Below are 19,074 nucleotides of genomic sequence, written 5' to 3'. Positions count from 1 at the left end.
GATGTTATGTCAGATCAATTTAACAGCCGTGAAGCTCGACGAAAAGCGAACAGCAAGTCGAGTCCTTCACCAAAAAAAGGAAAGAAACGAAAAAAGGGCGGATTGTTTAAAAAGACCCTTCTCACTTTACTCATTCTGTTTGTTTTAGGCGTTGTCGGCGGTGCCGTTACATTTGCCGTCATGGTTTCAGATGCGCCAAAACTGGATGAAAGTAAATTGAAGACGCCTTATTCATCAACAATATACGATAAAAACGGAAAAGAAATCGCTGAAGTCGGCGCTGAAAAACGGACCTACGTGCCGATAGATCAAATACCCGATGTTGTGAAAGAAGCCTTTATCGCGACAGAAGACGCTCGTTTTTATGAGCACCACGGGATTGACCCTGTCCGTATCGGCGGCGCCTTAGTTGCCAACTTTACAGACGGCTTCGGAGCTGAAGGCGGAAGTACGATCACCCAGCAGGTCGTTAAAAACTCCCTTCTTTCACATCAGAAGACGTTAAAACGGAAGGTGCAGGAAGTTTGGCTTTCAATTCAGCTGGAGCGCAATTACTCTAAAGATGAAATTTTAGAAATGTATTTAAACCGGATTTATTTTTCTCCTAGAGCATACGGAATCGGAAAAGCGGCGGAAGAGTTTTTCGGCGTCACAGATTTAAGCAAATTGACTGTCGAACAGGCTGCCACACTGGCGGGCATGCCGCAGAGCCCAACAGCGTACAACCCGGTTAAAAACCCGGATAAAGCGGAAAAAAGACGGAACATCGTCCTCAGTCTGATGAAAAAACAAGGATTTATTTCTGATTCTCAATACAACAAAGCGAAAAAAGTTGCGGTGAAAGACGAAGGCATTGTGTCACAGAAGGAATATGAAAAAACAAACTCAAATAAATACAGCGCGTTTGTTGAAGAAGTCATGAAAGAAATTGATGAAAAATCTGATGTCGATCCATCTGCTGACGGATTAAAGATCTATACGACATTAGATACAAAAGCACAAGATAAGCTAGATGAATTAATGGACGGAGACACTGTCGGATTTACTGAAGGTATGCAGGGCGGCGTGACGCTTCTCGATACAAAAACCGGAGAAGTCCGCGCGATTGGTGCGGGAAGAAATTCTACGGTTGGTGGTTTCAACTATGCTACTCAAGGAAAAACTCAGCCTGGTTCTACTATTAAACCGATTTTAGACTATGGTCCAGTTATTGAAAACAAAAAATGGTCTACCTATGAGCAAATAGACGACTCGGCTTACACGTACTCAAATGGAACACCTATCCGTGACTTTGACCGCAGATATAAAGGACTCATGTCTATGCGCCAAGCATTGGCACAATCTCGTAACATCCCGGCTTTAAAAGCATTCCAAGCTGTAGGAAAAGATACTGCTGTAGACTTCGCCAATGATTTAGGGCTTGGTTTAGTCAAAGATGATGTTACTGAAGCATATTCAATAGGTGGCTTTGGTGATAGCAATAAGGGTGTCTCTTCTTTAACTATGGCCGGAGCATACAGTGCATTCGGAAATAACGGAACGTATAATGAACCGCATTTTGTAAAATCTATCGAATTTAACGATGGCACTAAGCTTGATTTAACGCCAAAATCAAAGTCAGCCATGAGCGATTATACTGCGTTTATGATTACAGATATGCTGAAAACAGCTGTGAAGACAGGTACTGGTCAGCTCGCTCAAGTACCAGGAGTGGAAGTCGCAGGTAAAACAGGTACAACAAACTTTGACGATGCGACAATGCAAAAATACAATATCGTACAAGGTGGTGTACCTGATTCATGGTTTGTGGGATATACTCCTCAATATACCGCTGCCGTGTGGACAGGTGTAGACTCAGGGAACAAGATAGGGAAAAAATCTTTAAATAAAACAGAGCAGCAAGTCGCAAAACGTCTATTCGCCCAACTCATCGCCGATGTCGATGACGGAAGCGGATCATTTGAGAAGCCTGACAGCGTAGTGGAAGCCACTGTAGAAAAAGGCTCTAATCCGGCAAAACTGGCAGGGCCAAATACGCCAAGCGATAAGAAGCTCACAGAGTACTTTGTTAAAGGCACAGCTCCTTCTACTGTTTCTAAAACATATGAGAAAGAAGAAAAAGAGGAAACAGCTAAACTGTCTGGTTTAAACGTGAAATACGATAAAGACAATCAATCTTTAACGTTAAGCTGGAATTACGACGGAGATGCGACCTTTGCTGTTAAGCAATCTGTTGATGGCGGCAGCTACTCGGAAATTCAAAACAGCTCTGCAAAAGAAGCAGTCATTTCGGGTGTGCAGCCAGGATCTGTGTACAAATTTGAAGTAACAGCCGTCAGTGATGATGGCAAAAGCACAGCTTCCACATCCTATGAGGTGCCAAAAGCTGAAGATGATGAAGATAAAAAAGACCAGCAACAAACGGATGATGAAAAACAAGATGATGAGAAGACCCAAGATGATACACAAACTGATGATTCTCAAAAAGATGACGGTCAGACGGATCAAGATCAGACAGATGATTCAACAAACGATCAAGACAATAAACAAGACAACACGAACACAAATCCGTCCGACAACAATAACCAAGACCAATCAAACGATAACGACAACAGTAACAACCAGGATACGTCGGATGGTGATTCGAACTCTGGTAAAAATGATTCATCAGGTTCTGACACGAATAAAAATAAAACAGACACATCTAATAAAGCACAAACAAACTCATCATCAACTGAAAAAACAAATTAAACAAAAAAGCCGTCACCCTTCGGGTGATGGCTTTTTTTGTTCATAAAAAAACCTCCCCTTTTAAGAGAAGGTTTTATCGATTCATCGCATGATATTTATAAAAATGCTTTTTCATTTCAGTAAACAGCTCATCCAGCTGAATAAAGCAATGATATTGAGTCGGCTTGAGGAGGATAAATTCCACTCGTTCGGCCCAATTGATCGGCATTGCGGGAAATGATTTTTCCGTCAGTTCTGCCCAATCAAAAGATTTCACCCGCTCACCTGCTGTCCAATGAAACGAAGCAAGCAAACACACAATGCCCTTCAGCATGTCATTTTGATCGCATCTCGATTTTCTTGTTTGAAAGACAGGCAGAAGTGATTCTTTAATGTCTTCCCACACATTAAATAAAAGCGGAACATACTTGCCTCTGTCCTCCCATGGCAAAACACCTTGAGATTCCGTGCTGAAATCAAAATACACAGGGTTAACCAGCAAGACATCTTTCATATCCGAGGAGATCACCGGACCAAGACTGCGCAAGTATTGCTCATAGGAAGCCAACACTTCTTTCGCTTGCGTCATCGTTTCACCAGTCCTTTTTTATCTCTCTTCTGCCCTTCTCTGCATAAAGAAAGCAGCGGACATTCCGCACAGCGCGGAGATTGGGCTTTACAGTGATATCTGCCGAAGAAAATAAGGCGGTGATGCGTAACGGACCAGTCTTCTTTTGGAACCTTGCGCATCAGCGTCTTTTCAACTTCCAGCACTGAGTCCTTCCACCGGCAGATGCCCAACCGTTTGCTGACCCTCTCCACATGGGTATCTACGGCGATGGCCGGCACGCCAAAGGCAACCGATACCACTACGTTAGCAGTCTTTCTTCCGACCCCTGGCAGTTTAACAAGCTCATCGCGGTCCCTCGGCACTTCTCCGCCGTACTCTTCAATAATCATTTTACTCAGTTTTTGAATATTTTTCGCTTTATTACGATATAAACCGATTGATTTAATATCTTGCTGAAGCTCTTCCAGCGGGACAGCCAAATAGTCTTCCGGCCGTTTATATTTTTGAAATAATGTTTTGGTCACTCTGTTTACAAGTGCATCTGTACATTGAGCAGATAAAGCGACAGCCACCACTAATTCAAAAGGATTGGAATGAACCAGTTCACACTCCGCATGAGGAAACATGTCACCTATCTTGTCCAAACAGAATTCAATTTGTTTTAGATTTAACACGATTGTCACCTTTTCACTTTATTGTTCAAGCCAATTGTAAAAAGGAACCTGCCTTTTATACTCTTTTTGCGGTTCATTCTGCTTTGCTTGTACCCGCCGGAATTTTTGGCTGTGTATTTTTGCCTGCTCCACAGTTTTCAGCCCGTTTTTCTTCCATTCAAACAAAATCCGGTCAATGTAGCGGAAACTGAGTTTTCCTGACAGTACAGCTTCTTTTAACGCGTGTTTGATCAGTTGTGCGTCATGCTGATCCTGGTCCTGCCAGATCGCCAGCGTTTCACACTCTAAAGGTGATAAGGGCCTTGCGAATTCTTCCTCAAAAATGGTATAAAGGCTTTTTTGTTCCCCTTCTGCTTTTCTTTCCTGTGTTTGATTCTGTACAAGCTGGATATACTCGTACAGCTTGCCCCATAAAGGCTGGAGAGAATACTTCTCAAATTTGATGCCGTTTTGATCCTCGCATTCTTCAATAAACAGAAAGCCTTTTTGAATAAACATACGCAATCTGTTTGTACATTCCTCGACAGAAATTGACATACCTTCCTGCAGCTGATTCGGTGTAGGAAAATATGATCCTTTTTCTAAATGCATTTTAATTTTTAACAGCAGAATAAGTTCTGTTTCATTAAGCCCAAGCTGTTTATAATGCGTGAGCAGAAGATTGGGGATTGTTGATGTTCCATGCTCCTGCATATCAATAAATTGCTGTTTTTTCATCGTCACACCTCTTACTGTAAAGGATTGTGATTTCCCCTTTACTGTAAAAAGTCTCCCTTGCAGGAGACTCTTTTTTGTTTCATTTGAATGTATTACGGATACAGACGGTTTAACAGTCTTGGGAACGGGATCGTTTCACGAACGTGAGGCGCTCCGCTAATCCAAGCTACTGTCCGCTCTAATCCAAGGCCGAAGCCTGAATGAGGAACTGATCCATATTTTCTAAGTTCAGCATACCATTTATATGCGTCAGAATCCAGTCCATGTTCTGTAAGACGCGATTCCAAAAGTTCCATATCGTGAATCCGTTCAGATCCGCCAATGATTTCTCCATAGCCTTCCGGTGCAATCAAGTCAGCGCAAAGCACGACGTCCTCACGGTCAGAAGCCGGCTGCATATAGAACGGTTTTAAAGACGTCGGATAGCGAGTGATGAATACCGGTTTGTCATAGTGTTCAGCAATTGCTGTTTCATGAGGCGCTCCGAAATCATCTCCCCACTCGATATCGTCAAAGCCTTTTTCTTTCAGAAATTCAATCGCTTCATCATACGTGATTCTTGGGAAAGGAGCTTTGATTTGCTCAAGTTTTGACGTGTCTCTTCCCAATGTGTTTAATTCAATTTTGCAATTCTTAAGAACGGATTGCACGATGAAAGAAACGTAATTTTCTTGTACTTGAAGGTTTTCTTCAAACTCTACAAACGCCATTTCCGGTTCAATCATCCAGAATTCGATTAAGTGGCGTTTTGTTTTAGACTTTTCCGCTCTGAATGTCGGTCCGAAAGAGAATACTTTTCCTAAAGCCATTGCTGCAGCTTCCATGTAAAGCTGGCCGCTTTGAGACAGATACGCATCTTCATCAAAGTACTTTGTCGCAAAGAGCTCTGTTGTTCCTTCAGGTGCACTTCCAGTCAGAATCGGCGGATCCACTTTTACAAAGCCTTCGTTATTAAAGAATTCGTAAGTCGCGCGAATGATTTCATTACGGATTTTCATGATCGCATGCTGGCGCTTTGAACGTAGCCATAAATGTCTGTGATCCATCAAAAATTCCGTACCATGTTCTTTTGGTGTAATTGGATAATCAGTCGCTTCGTGAATGACTTCAATATCTGTCACAGCTAGTTCATATCCAAGCGGGGAACGCTCGTCCTCTTTGACAATCCCTTTTATATAGAGTGACGTTTCTTGAGTCACTGATTTAGCTGTTTGGAAAATGCTTTCTTCCACTTCCGCTTTTACTACGACACCTTGAATAAAACCAGTACCGTCCCGAAGCTGTAAAAATGCAATTTTCCCGCTTGAACGCTTATTAGCGACCCAAGCTCCGATCGTTACTTCCTCACCTACGTGCTTGTACACTTGGTTGATTGTTGTTTTCAACATATTTCCCTCCAAAACAAGAAAGACATTCGGAAGCTCATTGCCCCGCGAACTCTTTTATCATCACTTTATTATACCCGCTCTTAACTAACCGGGTCAATGCAGATAAAAAGCGGCTTTCTGTCAGCCGCTTTTTTCACTATTAGCTATGTTTTTCGACAAAACGTTTGATTCTTTCAATCGCTTTTTCAAGAAGATCTAGCGAGGTGGCATAAGAAAGACGGACATTTTCAGGAGAGCCGAATCCGGATCCAGGAACAATCGCAACTTTTTCCTCCTCGAGAAGCGCTTTAACAAATTCATCTACATCTTTGAAACCGCAAGATTGAGCCGCTTCTTTTGCATTCGGGAACAAGTAAAAAGCACCCTCCGGCTTCACACAGCTGAACCCAGGGATTTCTACGAGCTTTGCATAGATCGTGTTTAATCTATGTTCAAAGGCTTCTCTCATTTCTTCCAATGGCTCAGAAGGTCCGTTATAAGCAGCAATCGCTCCGTACTGTGCGATTGATGTCGGATTTGACGTGCTGTGGCTAGCAAGGTTCGTCATTGCTTTTATAATGTCTTCAGCTCCAGCTGCATAGCCAATTCGCCAGCCCGTCATGCTGTGTGACTTCGATACGCCGTTTATAATGACCGTTTGCTCTTTCAGTCTGTCAGACAGCTGTGCAATGGAAACATGTTTCTTTCCGCCGTATGTAAGTTTTTCATAAATTTCGTCAGACACAATTAGGATGTCATGTTCAAGGCATACTTCACCAAGCGCAGACAGTTCTTCTTCCGTATACATGACTCCAGTCGGATTGCTTGGAGAGTTAATAACGATTGCTTTTGTTTTTTCCGTAATCGCATTTTTTAGCTGCTCAGGCGAAATTTTGAAGTGATTTTCTTCAAGCCCTTGTACATAAACAGGCTTTCCGCCAGCGAGTTTCACCTGCTCTGGATAGCTTACCCAGTAAGGCGTCGGAATAATGACTTCATCTTCTTCATCCAAAATCACTTGGAAAAGGGTGTACAGAGCATGTTTGGCACCAGTGCAGACAATAATTTGAGACGGTTTGTATTCAATATTCTGGTCACGTTTAAATTTCTCTGCAATGCTGTTTTTCAGTTCAGCCAAGCCACCTGAAGGCGTGTATTTCGTATGGCCCTCGTTCATCGAACGCACAGCGGCATCAATAATGTGCTGCGGTGTATTGAAGTCCGGCTCGCCTGCGCCTAAACCGATGACATCATGGCCCGCGGCTTTCAGTTCTTTCGCTTTCGCTGTGATTGCCAGTGTGGTTGATGGTGTTAATGCGGATACTCTTTTTGCCAGTTTCAACTTGAACTCCCCCTAATTCGTCTTAAGGCGTGATATTTTTAAGAATCTTTCCAGTTGTAAAGTCCACATAACTTAAACTGTATTGCCCTTCTTTGTCTAAGTACGTCACTTCCCATAGCAGAACGTTACCTTCTCTTGCCAGATGAACCTCTTTTTGTTTTGAAACCAGCCCTTCATCCTGTATGATTTTCGCCGCTTTGTCTTCCGAGATTCCCTCTTTTGCTTCTTTTGAGAGAATTTTTGCTTTTTTATTAGCAGGAACCCAGACATATAAGGCAGTGCCTTTTTTATCCGTACCCTTGACAACATAATATTTTTCTTTTCCGACAAATGTTTCGACTTGATCAACATTGGCGAGATCGGTTTCTTTTTTAGCTTCAGCAGCTGCTGCTTCGTGCCCCTCTTCCTTTTGTGCCATGGCTGATTTATAAATGCTTGCCGAGACAAGAAGTACTGCTAAAAAAATAATACCAAAAATGGCGGTAAATATTAATGCTTTTTTTCTCATCTTCTCACCTACGTACGATAAATGGTAAAAACGGCTTGGTTTTTGTTTTCTTCATCAAGTGCAAGACCGAACATCAGATTGTCTCTTTTCAGTGTCCGATTCAGTGTGTCCACAATTTTATACAGATCATCAGAATGCTCTACATTAATTGTTGAAAGAATCTCAATTTTACTTTCCATTTTTTCATCCTCCAGTTTGAACAAATATTGTTAGTCATACTCCATTTCAGGACACGCCATACTAGTATCACAGAGCGGGAATAACCGCTTTTAAATAAAACATCATCCTACTCCCACACCGCAAAAGCCGCTTTATGCGGCTTTTATTTATTTTTCCCTGCAACATAAGCTTCAAGCTCGCTGTCAGTCATTTCGAATACTGAGGTTGTCGGCAAGGCATCAAGAAACAGCCGGCCGTATCCAGCGGTTTTAATCCGTCTGTCCAATATCATAATCGTTCCTTTGTCTCCCGCAGTACGCAGCAAGCGTCCGACCCCTTGCCTGAAGGTCAGTACAGCCTCCGGTAATGACACTGTTTGAAATGGATTCTTTCCTTTTTTGCGGGCAAGCTCACATTTTGCAGCATGAAGCGGGTGATCTGGGGATCGGAATGGGAGCCTCACGATCATTACTGTTGTCAGCTCATCACCAGGGAAATCAACGCCTTCCCAAAAATGATTTGTTCCAAGCAGGATCGCCTGATTGGATGTTTTAAAAGTTTTCATCAGTTTGCCGGGACTTCCGCCTGTAATCCCTTGTGCCAAGAGCTGAATGCCGGAAGCACTCATGATATGCTTAAGCTCCTGGTGGACCTTTTTCAGCATCTCATGGGATGTAAACAGCACAAGGATTTTGGGCTGTTTTTCCTTTGCCATCAGTTCGATATAACGAGCCGTATCCTGGATAAATTCAGTTTGTCCTGTATCCTGAATTGACTTCATTTCCTTTGGAATCATCACCTGCATGCGCTCATCATAAGAAAAGGGCGACTCAATTCTCATTGTCCGCGGGAAAAAGTCACTCAGTCCCAGTCGTTCAATCATAAATTGAAAAGAGCCTTCGACTGTAAGGGTTGCTGATGTCAGCACAACACTATTTTTGCGCGCGAAAAACTGATCAGCCAGAAGTTCCCCAGGTTCAAGGGGCTGTGCGTAAATGGCCACTGCATTTTTCGCACCTTTAGCATCTATTTCAATCCAAACCGCTTCATCGTCATCGCACCCAAAGAACAGCTTCTGCAACGTCTGACAGTAATGCTGCAAACCTTTCATGCTTCTTTGGTATTCATCGGCCAAAAAGACAGTTTTGCTCTTCATACCCTTCAGATGTTTTTCTATCAGGGACGACTGTGCCTCAAAAAGCTGCTGCAGGTGTGTCAGCATGGAACAAAGCCTCTCCGCACCATCCGTTAAGATCGACCAGCTTTTATCCTCGCTTTCTTTGTTCACCTTAAACACTAGACGGTTTAAGTCCTCTTTAGGTTTTCTTCGTTTGACAAAAGAATGAACAGAGCTGAAGAAAGCATCACTTTCTGCTTGAATGTGCTGAAGCCACTCTTCCAATTCGAAAAATGAATCAACCGGCAGGCTGTTTCGCTGGAATAGCTGTCTCATTTTTTTTAGAAGTCCCTGCTCCTTCAGAGTGCCGATTCTGCTCAATTTAGTATGCAATTCTATGTACGTGGCTCTTTTTCCTAAATGTTCACTTGCCGCTCGTTCAAAGTGATGTGCTTCATCAATAATAAATGTGCCGCTTTCGGGGAGCCTTTTTTTCTGGCTGCCTTCATCGGTCAGCAAAAGAGAATGATTGGTGATCACCAAATCGGAACGCATAGCGATCTGTTTGGCCCGCTCGTAAAAGCCGGTCGCATGCTCATTGCGGCTTCTTTTATAGGAGTCATCGTCATAAGCCAATCTGTCCCACAGCAACTTTCCGCCTGAAGGCAAATTCAGTTCCGCTACATCCCCTGTATTTGTCTCTGTCAGCCAAACGAGAAGCTGTGCCTTTGTCAGTACCGCATCATAATTATCATCTTCTTCATGAAGCACCTGCTCGAATTTATACAGGCATAAATAATGCGATTGCCCTTTTAAAATCGCCGCTGTTACCGGAAATGGAAACAGTTCTTGGACAATCGGCAAATCCTTTGTTAGAATCTGCTGCTGTAAAAGCGTCGAATACGTGCTGATAATGACCGGCTTTTTTGATTTCTTGGCAAAAAGCGCAGCCGGAATAAGATAGCCAATCGTTTTTCCGATTCCCGGAGGAGCTTCAATCAGCGCATGCTCACGATTGGCAAACGCTTCAGCCACCTCTTTCATCATCATCATTTGGCCGTCTCTTTTTTCATACCCGGGCATTAACTCTGACAGCGCTTTTTCATTTTCCGCTTCCCATCGTTCGATCTCAAATGAAAAGTTCCCGTCCTCATTCACACGAACATCGATCGATTCAGGTTCTCTGACAGAAAAGGAAGAAAAGCGTGTATAGCCCGGTATCTCGGTTTGTCTGTTTTCATTAATGAACATATCCAACAAATGCGTCAGATCACTGATGAAATGCTGCGAAAGCCTTCTTAACTGCTTTAATGTCGGATAAGGAAGCTGCCGCAGCTTTTCAAGGATTTCCAAAAAAATAAGCCCTGTCACTTCAGCATCGCTGTCAGCCCGGTGCGGCTGATCATGCCGCAGCTGAAGCTCCTCGCTTAATTCCGTCAGCTTATACCCTTCAAATCCCGGAAAAACAATCCGTGAAAGTTCGACAGTATCCAGCACTTCACAATCTGGGAGCTGAAAACCCGCCTTATGAAGCTCATACTTGACAAATCCAAGGTCAAAATGAATATTGTGAGCGACAAAATAAGCGCCCTCAAGCAATTGGAAGACTTCTTCAGCGACTGCTTCAAATGGCTGTTCATTCTCTACCATTTGACTAGAGATTCCAGTAAGCTGCTCAATAAAAGCAGGGATTGGTTTATTTGGATTAATGTATTTTGAAAACCGCTCAGTAATTTGTCCATTTTCAATTACAACCGCTGCGATTTGTATGATTTTATCGCCTTTCTTCGGCGAATTCCCTGTTGTCTCTACGTCTATTACAACGAACCGTTGCTTATTCATTAAAATGGACACCTCAATTCTTGCATACGACAAAAGTGTAACACGTTTTGTACGGAAATGGAGCGGCAAAACCGTTTTACTCTCAAAATCTTAAAAGAAAACCCCCGATAAAGGGGGCTTTTCTTCTACAAAATTGTACGGGCTGGTTCGTTCCCCAGCATTTGTTCAATTTTGTTTTGATCATTGAGAACAGCCACTTTTGGCTCGTGGCTTTCCGCTTCTAGATCAGACATCATTTTGTAGGAAATAATAATAACCTTATCTCCTTCCTGTACAAGGCGTGCGGCTGCACCGTTTAAGCATATGACGCCGCTTCCCCGTTTACCAGGAATAATATACGTTTCAAGACGTGCTCCATTATTATTATTCACAATTTGCACTTTTTCATTAGGAAGCATTCCCACCGCATCAATGAGATCTTCATCAATTGTAATGCTTCCCACATAGTTCAGGTTTGCTTCCGTAACAGTTGCCCTGTGAAGCTTGCCGCTCATCATTGTTCGATACATATTATATTCTCTCCATTTCTCGAATATCAATAATGATATTATCTATTAAACGCGCTTTTGAAAAAGCAACTGCAACAGCGAGAATCATCTTTCCGGCAATTTCATTCACAGGTTCGAGTTCCGGATAGGAATAAAGCTCTATATAATCTATCGCTCCGCTTGTCGTTTCAATGATTTCTTTTGCAGCTTTTATCACCGCTTCCGGGTCTCTTTCACCGGCTTGGATCAGCTCTGCACTGGTTTGCAGGGCCCGATACAGCTTAGGCGCTTCCTTTCTTTCCTCAGCTGTTAAGTATACATTGCGGGAGCTTTTGGCTAAGCCGTCTTCCTCTCTCACTGTATCGACAGCAACCAATTCAATATCCATGAAAAAGTCGCTGATTAAGCCATCAACAACAGCTACCTGCTGCGCATCCTTTAAACCGAAATAGGCACGGGTCGGCTGAACAAGATTGAACAGCTTCGTCAGTACGATCGCAACACCGTCAAAATGTCCCTCTCTTGAGCGCCCGCATAACACGTCTGTGCGTCTTTCTACATGAATCGTGACATTCTTTTCACCGGGATACATATCATGAGCATCCGGCGTAAAAAGAATATCGACTCCCGCGTTTTCCGCAAGAGCTGCATCCCGCTGAATATCGCGTGGATATGCTTCAAAATCTTCATTAGGGCCGAATTGTGCAGGATTGACAAAAATACTCATAATAACAGTGTCGTTTTCTTGTCTAGCTTTGTCTGCTAAGGTTAAATGCCCCTCATGCAGAAACCCCATCGTCGGAACAAATCCGATTGACCTGCCCTCTGATTGGTATTGTTTTATCGCTTCTTTCAGCTGTGAAATATCAGTAATCTGTCTCATCTTATTTTCCCCCGTACAAGCCGTTCAGAACTGTCTGGTTCATTTGAAAGGAATGCTTTTGTTCAGGGAAAGCACGATGTCGTACATCCTGAACATATCCGCTGATTGCTGTTTCGATGGTTTCGTCAATGCGCGTATATTGCTTTACGAATTTAGGTGTTCTCTCAACACCGTGGCCGATTATATCATGATAAACGAGAACTTGTCCGTCCGCTTTCACACCAGCCCCGATTCCGATGACCGGGATGCTTAGCGTCTCGGCAATTTTGGCTGTGAGTTCCGCCGGTACACATTCCAGCACAAGCATCATAGCTCCAGCCTCTTCGCATTTTATACTATCTTCTATTAATTTTTTGGCGCTTTGTTCATCTTTGCCCTGTACTTTATATCCACCCAATACGCCGACTGACTGCGGAGTTAAACCTAAGTGGCTCACCACTGGAATGCCTCCAAGCGTTAATGCGCGAATGGATTCAAACACGCCTTCTCCGCCCTCAAGCTTTAGTGCGTCTGCTCCGCTTTCCTGAACGATAGCCGCTGCATTTTTCAGCGTATCTTCCTTGGAAAGGTGATAAGACATAAACGGCATATCTGTCACAATAAAGGTATTCGGCGCACCCCTTTTAACGGCTTTTGTATGATGAATCATGTCCGCAACTGTCACACCGACAGTTGAATCAAGGCCGAGAACGACCATTCCGAGTGAATCACCGACTAAAATCATGTCAACTCCCGCTTGTTCAGCAAGTTTAGCTGCCGGATAATCATAAGCGGTCAGCATGACGATCGGTTCTTCAGACTCCTTCATTTTTAGAAAATCCAGTTTTGTTTTCATGTTTTCTCCTCCTCATGTTTAGAGGAGATGAGCTGCCGTTTTCTTCTGCAAGCCAAAAAACCTTCCGTTACAACGAGAAGGATCCTTCACTTTCTAAAGTTCGGCGAGTTTCATCCCTCTGTCCCAGTCCTTTTTTGGATCAAGGCAGACTGCTGCAATGTCTATCTATTTTAATAATAGGTGCAGTTCGCAGGCGATACTGCCCAATGGAAGTATACCAAAATCAACGGGCTTGTACCAACACATTAGCCCAATTCAATATCGGCAGAATAGATTTTTTTCATGCCTTCATTCGTTTCTAAAAGCAGAACGCCTTCATCATCTATACCTAACGCCTTCCCGTAAAAGGTTCCGTTTAACGTTCTGGCTCTCATATTAGCGCCAATTCCGAGCGCATAGCTTTCCCATAAAAGCTTAATCGGCGTAAATCCGTGTGTCATATAATCCCGGTACCGTTTCTCAAAGCAAAGTAAAATTTGCTGGATGACGCCAGCCCGATCGACTTTTTCTCCAGCGGCTTGGCTAAGGCTTGTCGCGATGTCCTTCAATTCATCTGGAAAATCATCGGGCTGCTGGTTAACGTTAATGCCGATTCCAATGATCACTGAACGTACGCGGTCTTCTTCAGCCTGCATTTCTGTTAGGATGCCGACTGTTTTTTTTCCGTTAATTAAAATATCATTAGGCCATTTAATATCCGTTTGGATGCCTGCTGCCTCTTCTATCCCCTGCACAACAGCTACTGCGGCAAGCAGAGTCAGCTGGGGTGTTTTTTGGAGCGGGATGTCTGGACGCAAGATCAGGCTCATCCAAATGCCGTTCCCTTCTTGAGAATGCCATACCCTAGACATTCGGCCCCTTCCGGCTGTTTGTTTGTCAGCCACCACGAGGGTGCCTTCCGGTGCATTATTATTCGCAAGCTCATGAGCCGATTTTTGCGTGCTTGAAAGAACGTCATGATAAATAAGATGCTGCCCCATCATTTCCGTTTTTAATCCAAAGCGAATTTCGCTTTCACTGAGTTTCCCGGGCTTTTTGATGAGCCGATATCCTTTTCTTCTTACGGCTTCTACTTCATAGCCCTCTTTTCGAAGCTCTTCAATATGCTTCCATACAGCAGTTCTAGAACAGCCGAGTGCATCACTGATTTTTTGGCCGGAAATAAATTCTTTGCCGGCCTGAGCAAATAATTCAATAAGGTCTTTTCTTAATGTTGACCGCATGTCTTCAGCCACTCCTCTATGTGTTTCTTTTGATTGGAGAGCTTTCCTGTCACAACAGCCTGCTCGATCCTCTGTAATTCTTCCGACACCCATTTTCCGGCCGGCCGGTTTCGAAGCGCAAGCAAATCCTTACCCGTGAGATCAAGATCCTTAAGGCTTTTGATCGGCAGGTTTTGATAAGCGTATTGAATGTCCTTCAGTTTTTTTTCATCCAGTGTTTTGTTTTGCCGCAGCTGCGATATTCTGGCCGCTGAGAGCAGTGATTTTTCCCCAGCTCTGTACATTGACATTGCGTCAAGGCTCTGGCCAACCGTATCGGCAATGTGAATGGCTTCCTTCATCACTTTTCCCGGGAGCTTCCAGGCTTTCAGGAAAAGAGGCGCGTCTTTCAAGACGATGTCGAGGTCAATTAAAAGAGCTGCCCAAAGCTCCTCACGTGATGTTAAAGAGAAGAATGGAAACTCACTCGCTGAAATCAGGTTTTCTCGTTTATGATACAAACCAGGCAGCTCTTCATACAGCCTCGTTTGAATAAGCGTTTGAAGCGCCTGGCGGGAAGCTCTTCCCTGCAGCAATTTCTCGAACTCTATTGTTTTTCGTTCGACTGAAACATGGGAGAGGAGAGACTTTTCTATCGAAATGGCTTTTTCTGTTTCTGGTGAAAGCGTAAAGCCAAGCTGGCTCATAAAGCGTACGGCTCTCAGCATACGAAGCGCATCTTCTTGAAATCTGTCCTCGGGCTTTCCAACGGTTCGAATCACTTTCTGATCAATATCATTCCTGCCGCCAAAATAATCAAGCACCTTCCCGTCGGCTGTCATGGCCATCGCATTGATCGTCAAATCTCTGCGTTTTAAATCCTCTTCTAATGATGAGATAAATTGCACTTCTGAAGGTCTTCTGTAATCCACATAATCAGATTCAGTCCGGAATGTCGTGACTTCATAGGTTTCATCTTCCCAGAGCACAATGATGGTCCCGTGCTCTTTGCCTACATCAACAGTCCGCTGAAACAGCCGTTCTACTTGATCAGGTGCCGCATCTGTCGCTATATCAACATCTCCGATCGTTCGTTTCATATAACTGTCACGAACTGCGCCCCCGACAAAATAAGCCTGATGGCCCGCTTCGATTAAGGTGCGGAGCACGGGAAGTGCTTTGATAAAAACTTTTTCCATGTGATCACTCCGGTTCTGCTAAATCGGCATAAATCTGTTCATACTGGCTGACAATTTTCTTGGAGGAAAATTCATTTTCAAGCATCTCTATTGCCGCCTTTGTAAAACGACTGCTTAGCTGTTCATCTTCTAAAATGCTCATCGCGCGGGCTGTTGCGCCTGCAACATCACCGACATCCACCAAAAATCCGCTCACATTGTTTTTAATAACCTCCGGGATACCGCCAATGTTCGTTCCGATACAAGGCACCCCGCAAGCCATCGCTTCCAAAAGGACAAGGCCAAAACTTTCTTTTTCAGACAGCAGCAGCTTCAAATCGCTAATAGAATAAAGTTCTTCAACACGGTCTTGATTACCAAGCATTAAGACTTGGTCTTCCAAGCCATATTTTCTGATAAGCTCGCAGGCTGTCGATTTTTCCGGACCGTCTCCGACTAAAAGCAGCTTCGCTTTCGTTTTACCGGCGATATTACGGAACACACGAATGACATCCTGCACGCGTTTGACCTTTCTGAAGTTGGACACATGGATGACGACTTTTTCATCTGGTAAGATTCCATGTTTCTCTTTAATTGTTGCTGTGTTTTTCTTCAGATACACGCGCTCGTCTATAAAGTTATAAATCGTTTCGATTTTTTTCTCCGGTTTAATTAAATCATATGTTTCAGCTGCAAGCGCTGAAGAGACGGCAGTTACCCTGTCTGATGACTCGATGGCAAAACGGATCAGATCTTTTAGAGACGGGTCATAACCTAATACCGTGATATCCGTGCCGTGCAAAGTTGTGACGATGCCGATATTGCGTTTCAGCATCTGTTTTGCAAGATAGGCGCAAACAGCATGCGGGAGAGCATAGTGAGCATGGATAATGTCTAAATTCTCCCGCTCCGCCACCTCAGCGATTTTGCTGGCCAATGTCAAATCATACGGAGGATACTTGAAAACAGCATATTGATTAACCTCAACTTCATGAAAATGAATATTGGGATGATATGTATTCAGTCTAAACGGAATGCTTGATGTTATGAAATGGATTTCATGTCCCTTTTCAGCAAGCTGCTTCCCAAGTTCTGTCGCAATGATACCTGAGCCTCCGACGCTCGGATAGCATGTGATCCCTATTTTTAGTTTTTTCATTGTTCGCCCCCAAGAACATCATGATCAAGCATCAGCATCCGTTTTGAAAAGAAACCTTCAGCATACTCCACGCCCGCTTCTTTACCGTAAAGCTTTTCTCTCGCTTCGACGATCTCGATATAACCATTCGTCAGTGGAGTAGAAACTGAATCCTTTGACGGGATAAACTGGCTTTTATAGGCATTGAGGCTTTGTTTTTTTGCCTCTATTGTATCCGAGATATCAATGACAAAATCCGGCTGATGAAAACCATTTATCATATAATAGTAAACCTTGCTGACTTTATGCGCCGGAAGGCTTTTTTCGTCTTTATATTTATGGATTCCAGCGGAAAAAATCGCTTCTTCCACCAGTGCAGCCGCATTGCCGTGATCCGGATGGCGATCCTTTTTATACGGCATAAAAACCGCTTTTGGCCGGTTGGTTCTGATCACTGTAACAATCGACCGAATTGCCTGATCGCTCATCATTAGGCCGCGGTCCGGAAGCGTCAGCTGAATTCTTTTATCTGCGCCTAATATGCGTGCTGCTTCAACTGCTTCTTCTTTACGCAAACTGACCGTACCGTTAGAAGAGAGTTCCGCTTCTGTCAAATCGCATATCATTACTTTTTTTCCCTGTTTGACAAACTTCGCTATTGTGCCGCCCATTCCGATCTCGACATCATCACTGTGGGCGCCGAAAGCAAGAACGTCAGCATTATACATTCGGCTCTTCTCCCCGAAGAAGGTCGCGGAATTCGAAAACACCTTCATCAAGTGTCCGGACAAGAATTTCCGCAGTACCCATATTTGTGGCGAGCGGAATGGAATACACATCACACAACCGGATTAATGCCGAGACATCCGGTTCATGCGGCTGCGCGGTCAGCGGGTCGCGCAAAAAAATGACAAGATCGAGTGCATTAGCTGCGATCAGTGCTCCGATTTGCTGGTCTCCCCCTAGAGGACCGGATTGAAAACGTTCAATTTGAAGGCCTGTCGCCTCTTGAATTTTCAACCCTGTGGTTCCGGTCGCGTACAGATCATGATGCTTCAAAATATCCCGATAGGCAGTCGTAAATTGAACCATATCCTGTTTTTTCTTGTCATGCGCGATCAAAGCAATTTTCATCGTTTCTCCCCCCGTCTAATCAATGATATTTTCTAGTCCGTACACAAGCTGATCAATCTTCATGACTTGTTCGACTGACAGCTTAACACCTGACATGAAAGAAGCGCGATTATAAGAATCGTGTCGGATCTGAAGCGTTTGGCCATCCATGCCGAACATGACCTCTTGATGTGCGATCAGCCCCGGAAGACGGACGCTGTGCAAGCGAATACCGTTTTGCTCCGCTCCTCTAGCTCCTGGGAGAATTTCTTTTTCATCTGGATGTCCTTGCTGCTTATCTTTACGGACTTCTGAAATCATTTCCGCTGTTTTAAGCGCAGTTCCGCTTGGTGCGTCAAGCTTCTGGTCATGATGAAGCTCAATAATCTCTACATCTTCAAAATAGTTGGCAGCCATTTTTGAAAATTTCATCATCAGCACCGCGCCCAGCGCAAAGTTTGGAGCAATGATGGCTCCGATCCCCTTTTCTTCTGTTAAGGACGTGAGCTCTTTTAAATCAGCTTCTGAGAAACCGGTTGTTCCGACAACTGGACGGACGCCGTGCTCTAATGCAATTTTTGTATGTACTTTTCCGATTTCGGGCGTTGTTAAATCAATCAAGACATCCGGTTGTGTTTCTGTAAAGCAGGCATGGATATCTGTGTAAATCAGAGCATCTGACTCAACAGGCATCACATCAGATATTTTTTGCTGATCGTATGTATGGTCTATAGCACCGACAAGGTCAAAATGAGGTGTTCGTTCTGCCAATTTAACAGCTTCCTGCCCCATTCTTCCACGCGGCCCTGCAATGACTACTTTAATTGTTTCGTTTGACATCTTGATCTCCTCTACTTTCCTTCTTCTTTTCTGGTCCAGCGATCTTTATCTCTTGTATTAAATTTATGCATGACTCGGTCGTGGGCTTCCTCTAAAGAGATATCAAGAGAGTTGGCTAAACAAACCAATACAAATAGCACATCGCCCATTTCCTCTTCCATGCTTTTATCATCTTCAGTCGCTTTTTTTGGTTTTTCTCCGTAGCGGTGATTGACTTCTCTGGCAAGCTCGCCCAGTTCTTCAGTCAGCCTTGCCACCATGGCTAGCGGGCTGAAATATCCTTCTTTAAACTGGCCGATGTAACGGTCTACTTCAGCCTGTATGTCTTTCATTGTTTTATCACTCACTGAAACGAAACCTCCTATCATCC

19 protein-coding genes are annotated in these 19,074 nt (G+C 43.8%); 1 reads left to right on the top strand and 18 read right to left on the bottom strand.

Annotated features, from left to right (window positions below; all coding sequences use genetic code 11):
* The first annotated feature begins 6 nt into the window (after window positions 1-6).
* Window positions 7-2,751: a PBP1A family penicillin-binding protein gene (locus ACQXR1_RS06950; RefSeq protein ID WP_430771893.1), complete on the top strand. Its 2,745-nt coding sequence runs from the start codon at window positions 7-9 to the stop codon at window positions 2,749-2,751.
* A gap of 73 nt (window positions 2,752-2,824) precedes the next feature.
* Here ACQXR1_RS06950 and ACQXR1_RS06945 read toward each other — a convergent pair whose 3' ends face one another.
* From ACQXR1_RS06945 to ACQXR1_RS06860, 18 genes are all read right to left on the bottom strand, one after another.
* The gene (locus tag ACQXR1_RS06945; protein ID WP_071580481.1) at window positions 2,825-3,319 is read right to left on the bottom strand and encodes a YpoC family protein; all 495 of its coding nucleotides are present in this window, start codon (window positions 3,317-3,319) and stop codon (window positions 2,825-2,827) included.
* Window positions 3,316-3,975, bottom strand: a complete 660-nt coding sequence (nth, locus tag ACQXR1_RS06940; protein WP_014664377.1) for an endonuclease III — start codon at window positions 3,973-3,975, stop codon at window positions 3,316-3,318. Before nth ends, ACQXR1_RS06945 begins: the two co-directional genes overlap by 4 nt.
* A gap of 18 nt (window positions 3,976-3,993) precedes the next feature.
* A complete protein-coding gene (dnaD, locus tag ACQXR1_RS06935; RefSeq protein ID WP_014664378.1) occupies window positions 3,994-4,692 on the bottom strand; it encodes a DNA replication protein DnaD in 699 nt (232 codons plus the stop codon).
* Window positions 4,693-4,784: 92 nt separating this feature from the next.
* Window positions 4,785-6,077: an asparagine--tRNA ligase gene (gene asnS / locus ACQXR1_RS06930; protein ID WP_040083776.1), complete on the bottom strand. Its 1,293-nt coding sequence runs from the start codon at window positions 6,075-6,077 to the stop codon at window positions 4,785-4,787.
* A 142-nt stretch (window positions 6,078-6,219) separates the two neighbouring features.
* On the bottom strand, window positions 6,220-7,401 hold the full coding sequence (gene aspB, locus ACQXR1_RS06925; RefSeq protein WP_014664380.1) for an aspartate transaminase AspB: 1,182 nt from the start codon (window positions 7,399-7,401) through the stop codon (window positions 6,220-6,222).
* Window positions 7,402-7,423: 22 nt separating this feature from the next.
* Window positions 7,424-7,909, bottom strand: a complete 486-nt coding sequence (tseB, locus tag ACQXR1_RS06920) for a cell wall elongation/penicillin-binding protein regulator TseB (protein ID WP_040082796.1) — start codon at window positions 7,907-7,909, stop codon at window positions 7,424-7,426.
* Between the two features lie 8 nt (window positions 7,910-7,917).
* The gene (locus tag ACQXR1_RS06915) at window positions 7,918-8,088 is read right to left on the bottom strand and encodes a YpmA family protein (protein WP_003225588.1); all 171 of its coding nucleotides are present in this window, start codon (window positions 8,086-8,088) and stop codon (window positions 7,918-7,920) included.
* Window positions 8,089-8,231: 143 nt separating this feature from the next.
* Window positions 8,232-11,027 (bottom strand): ATP-dependent DNA helicase DinG, encoded by a 2,796-nt coding sequence (gene dinG, locus ACQXR1_RS06910; RefSeq protein ID WP_071580480.1) that lies wholly within the window; start codon window positions 11,025-11,027, stop codon window positions 8,232-8,234.
* 125 nt (window positions 11,028-11,152) lie between these two features.
* Window positions 11,153-11,536 (bottom strand): aspartate 1-decarboxylase, encoded by a 384-nt coding sequence (gene panD, locus ACQXR1_RS06905; protein WP_430771892.1) that lies wholly within the window; start codon window positions 11,534-11,536, stop codon window positions 11,153-11,155.
* A gap of 1 nt (window position 11,537) precedes the next feature.
* Window positions 11,538-12,398, bottom strand: coding sequence for a pantoate--beta-alanine ligase (gene panC / locus ACQXR1_RS06900; RefSeq protein WP_430771891.1), 861 nt, complete (start codon window positions 12,396-12,398; stop codon window positions 11,538-11,540).
* A 1-nt stretch (window position 12,399) separates the two neighbouring features.
* On the bottom strand, window positions 12,400-13,233 hold the full coding sequence (gene panB / locus ACQXR1_RS06895) for a 3-methyl-2-oxobutanoate hydroxymethyltransferase (protein WP_014664385.1): 834 nt from the start codon (window positions 13,231-13,233) through the stop codon (window positions 12,400-12,402).
* A 245-nt stretch (window positions 13,234-13,478) separates the two neighbouring features.
* Window positions 13,479-14,456: a biotin--[acetyl-CoA-carboxylase] ligase gene (locus ACQXR1_RS06890; protein WP_069839235.1), complete on the bottom strand. Its 978-nt coding sequence runs from the start codon at window positions 14,454-14,456 to the stop codon at window positions 13,479-13,481.
* Entirely contained in the window at window positions 14,441-15,634 is a 1,194-nt protein-coding gene (locus ACQXR1_RS06885) for a CCA tRNA nucleotidyltransferase (protein WP_151257370.1), read from the bottom strand. The genes ACQXR1_RS06890 and ACQXR1_RS06885 overlap by 16 nt, the downstream gene beginning before the upstream one ends.
* Before the next feature lie 4 nt (window positions 15,635-15,638).
* Window positions 15,639-16,772 carry an N-acetyl-alpha-D-glucosaminyl L-malate synthase BshA gene (gene bshA / locus ACQXR1_RS06880; protein WP_103749627.1) on the bottom strand — a complete coding sequence of 378 codons (1,134 nt, stop codon included), beginning with the start codon at window positions 16,770-16,772 and terminating at the stop codon, window positions 15,639-15,641.
* Window positions 16,769-17,479, bottom strand: a complete 711-nt coding sequence (gene bshB1 / locus ACQXR1_RS06875) for a bacillithiol biosynthesis deacetylase BshB1 (RefSeq protein WP_430771890.1) — start codon at window positions 17,477-17,479, stop codon at window positions 16,769-16,771. The genes bshA and bshB1 overlap by 4 nt, the downstream gene beginning before the upstream one ends.
* Window positions 17,472-17,885, bottom strand: coding sequence for a methylglyoxal synthase (gene mgsA / locus ACQXR1_RS06870; RefSeq protein WP_014664390.1), 414 nt, complete (start codon window positions 17,883-17,885; stop codon window positions 17,472-17,474). The genes bshB1 and mgsA overlap by 8 nt, the downstream gene beginning before the upstream one ends.
* A 15-nt stretch (window positions 17,886-17,900) precedes the next feature.
* Window positions 17,901-18,704: a 4-hydroxy-tetrahydrodipicolinate reductase gene (gene dapB / locus ACQXR1_RS06865; RefSeq protein WP_151257369.1), complete on the bottom strand. Its 804-nt coding sequence runs from the start codon at window positions 18,702-18,704 to the stop codon at window positions 17,901-17,903.
* An 11-nt stretch (window positions 18,705-18,715) separates the two neighbouring features.
* A complete protein-coding gene (locus ACQXR1_RS06860; RefSeq protein ID WP_014664392.1) occupies window positions 18,716-19,051 on the bottom strand; it encodes a nucleotide pyrophosphohydrolase in 336 nt (111 codons plus the stop codon).
* Window positions 19,052-19,074 lie beyond the last annotated feature (23 nt).

The sequence above is a fragment of the Bacillus sp. ATD genome (assembly GCF_050585765.1).
GTDB classification, from domain to species: Bacteria; Bacillota; Bacilli; order Bacillales; family Bacillaceae; genus Bacillus; species Bacillus stercoris.
This window is presented reverse-complemented; position numbering and strand designations above follow the sequence as displayed.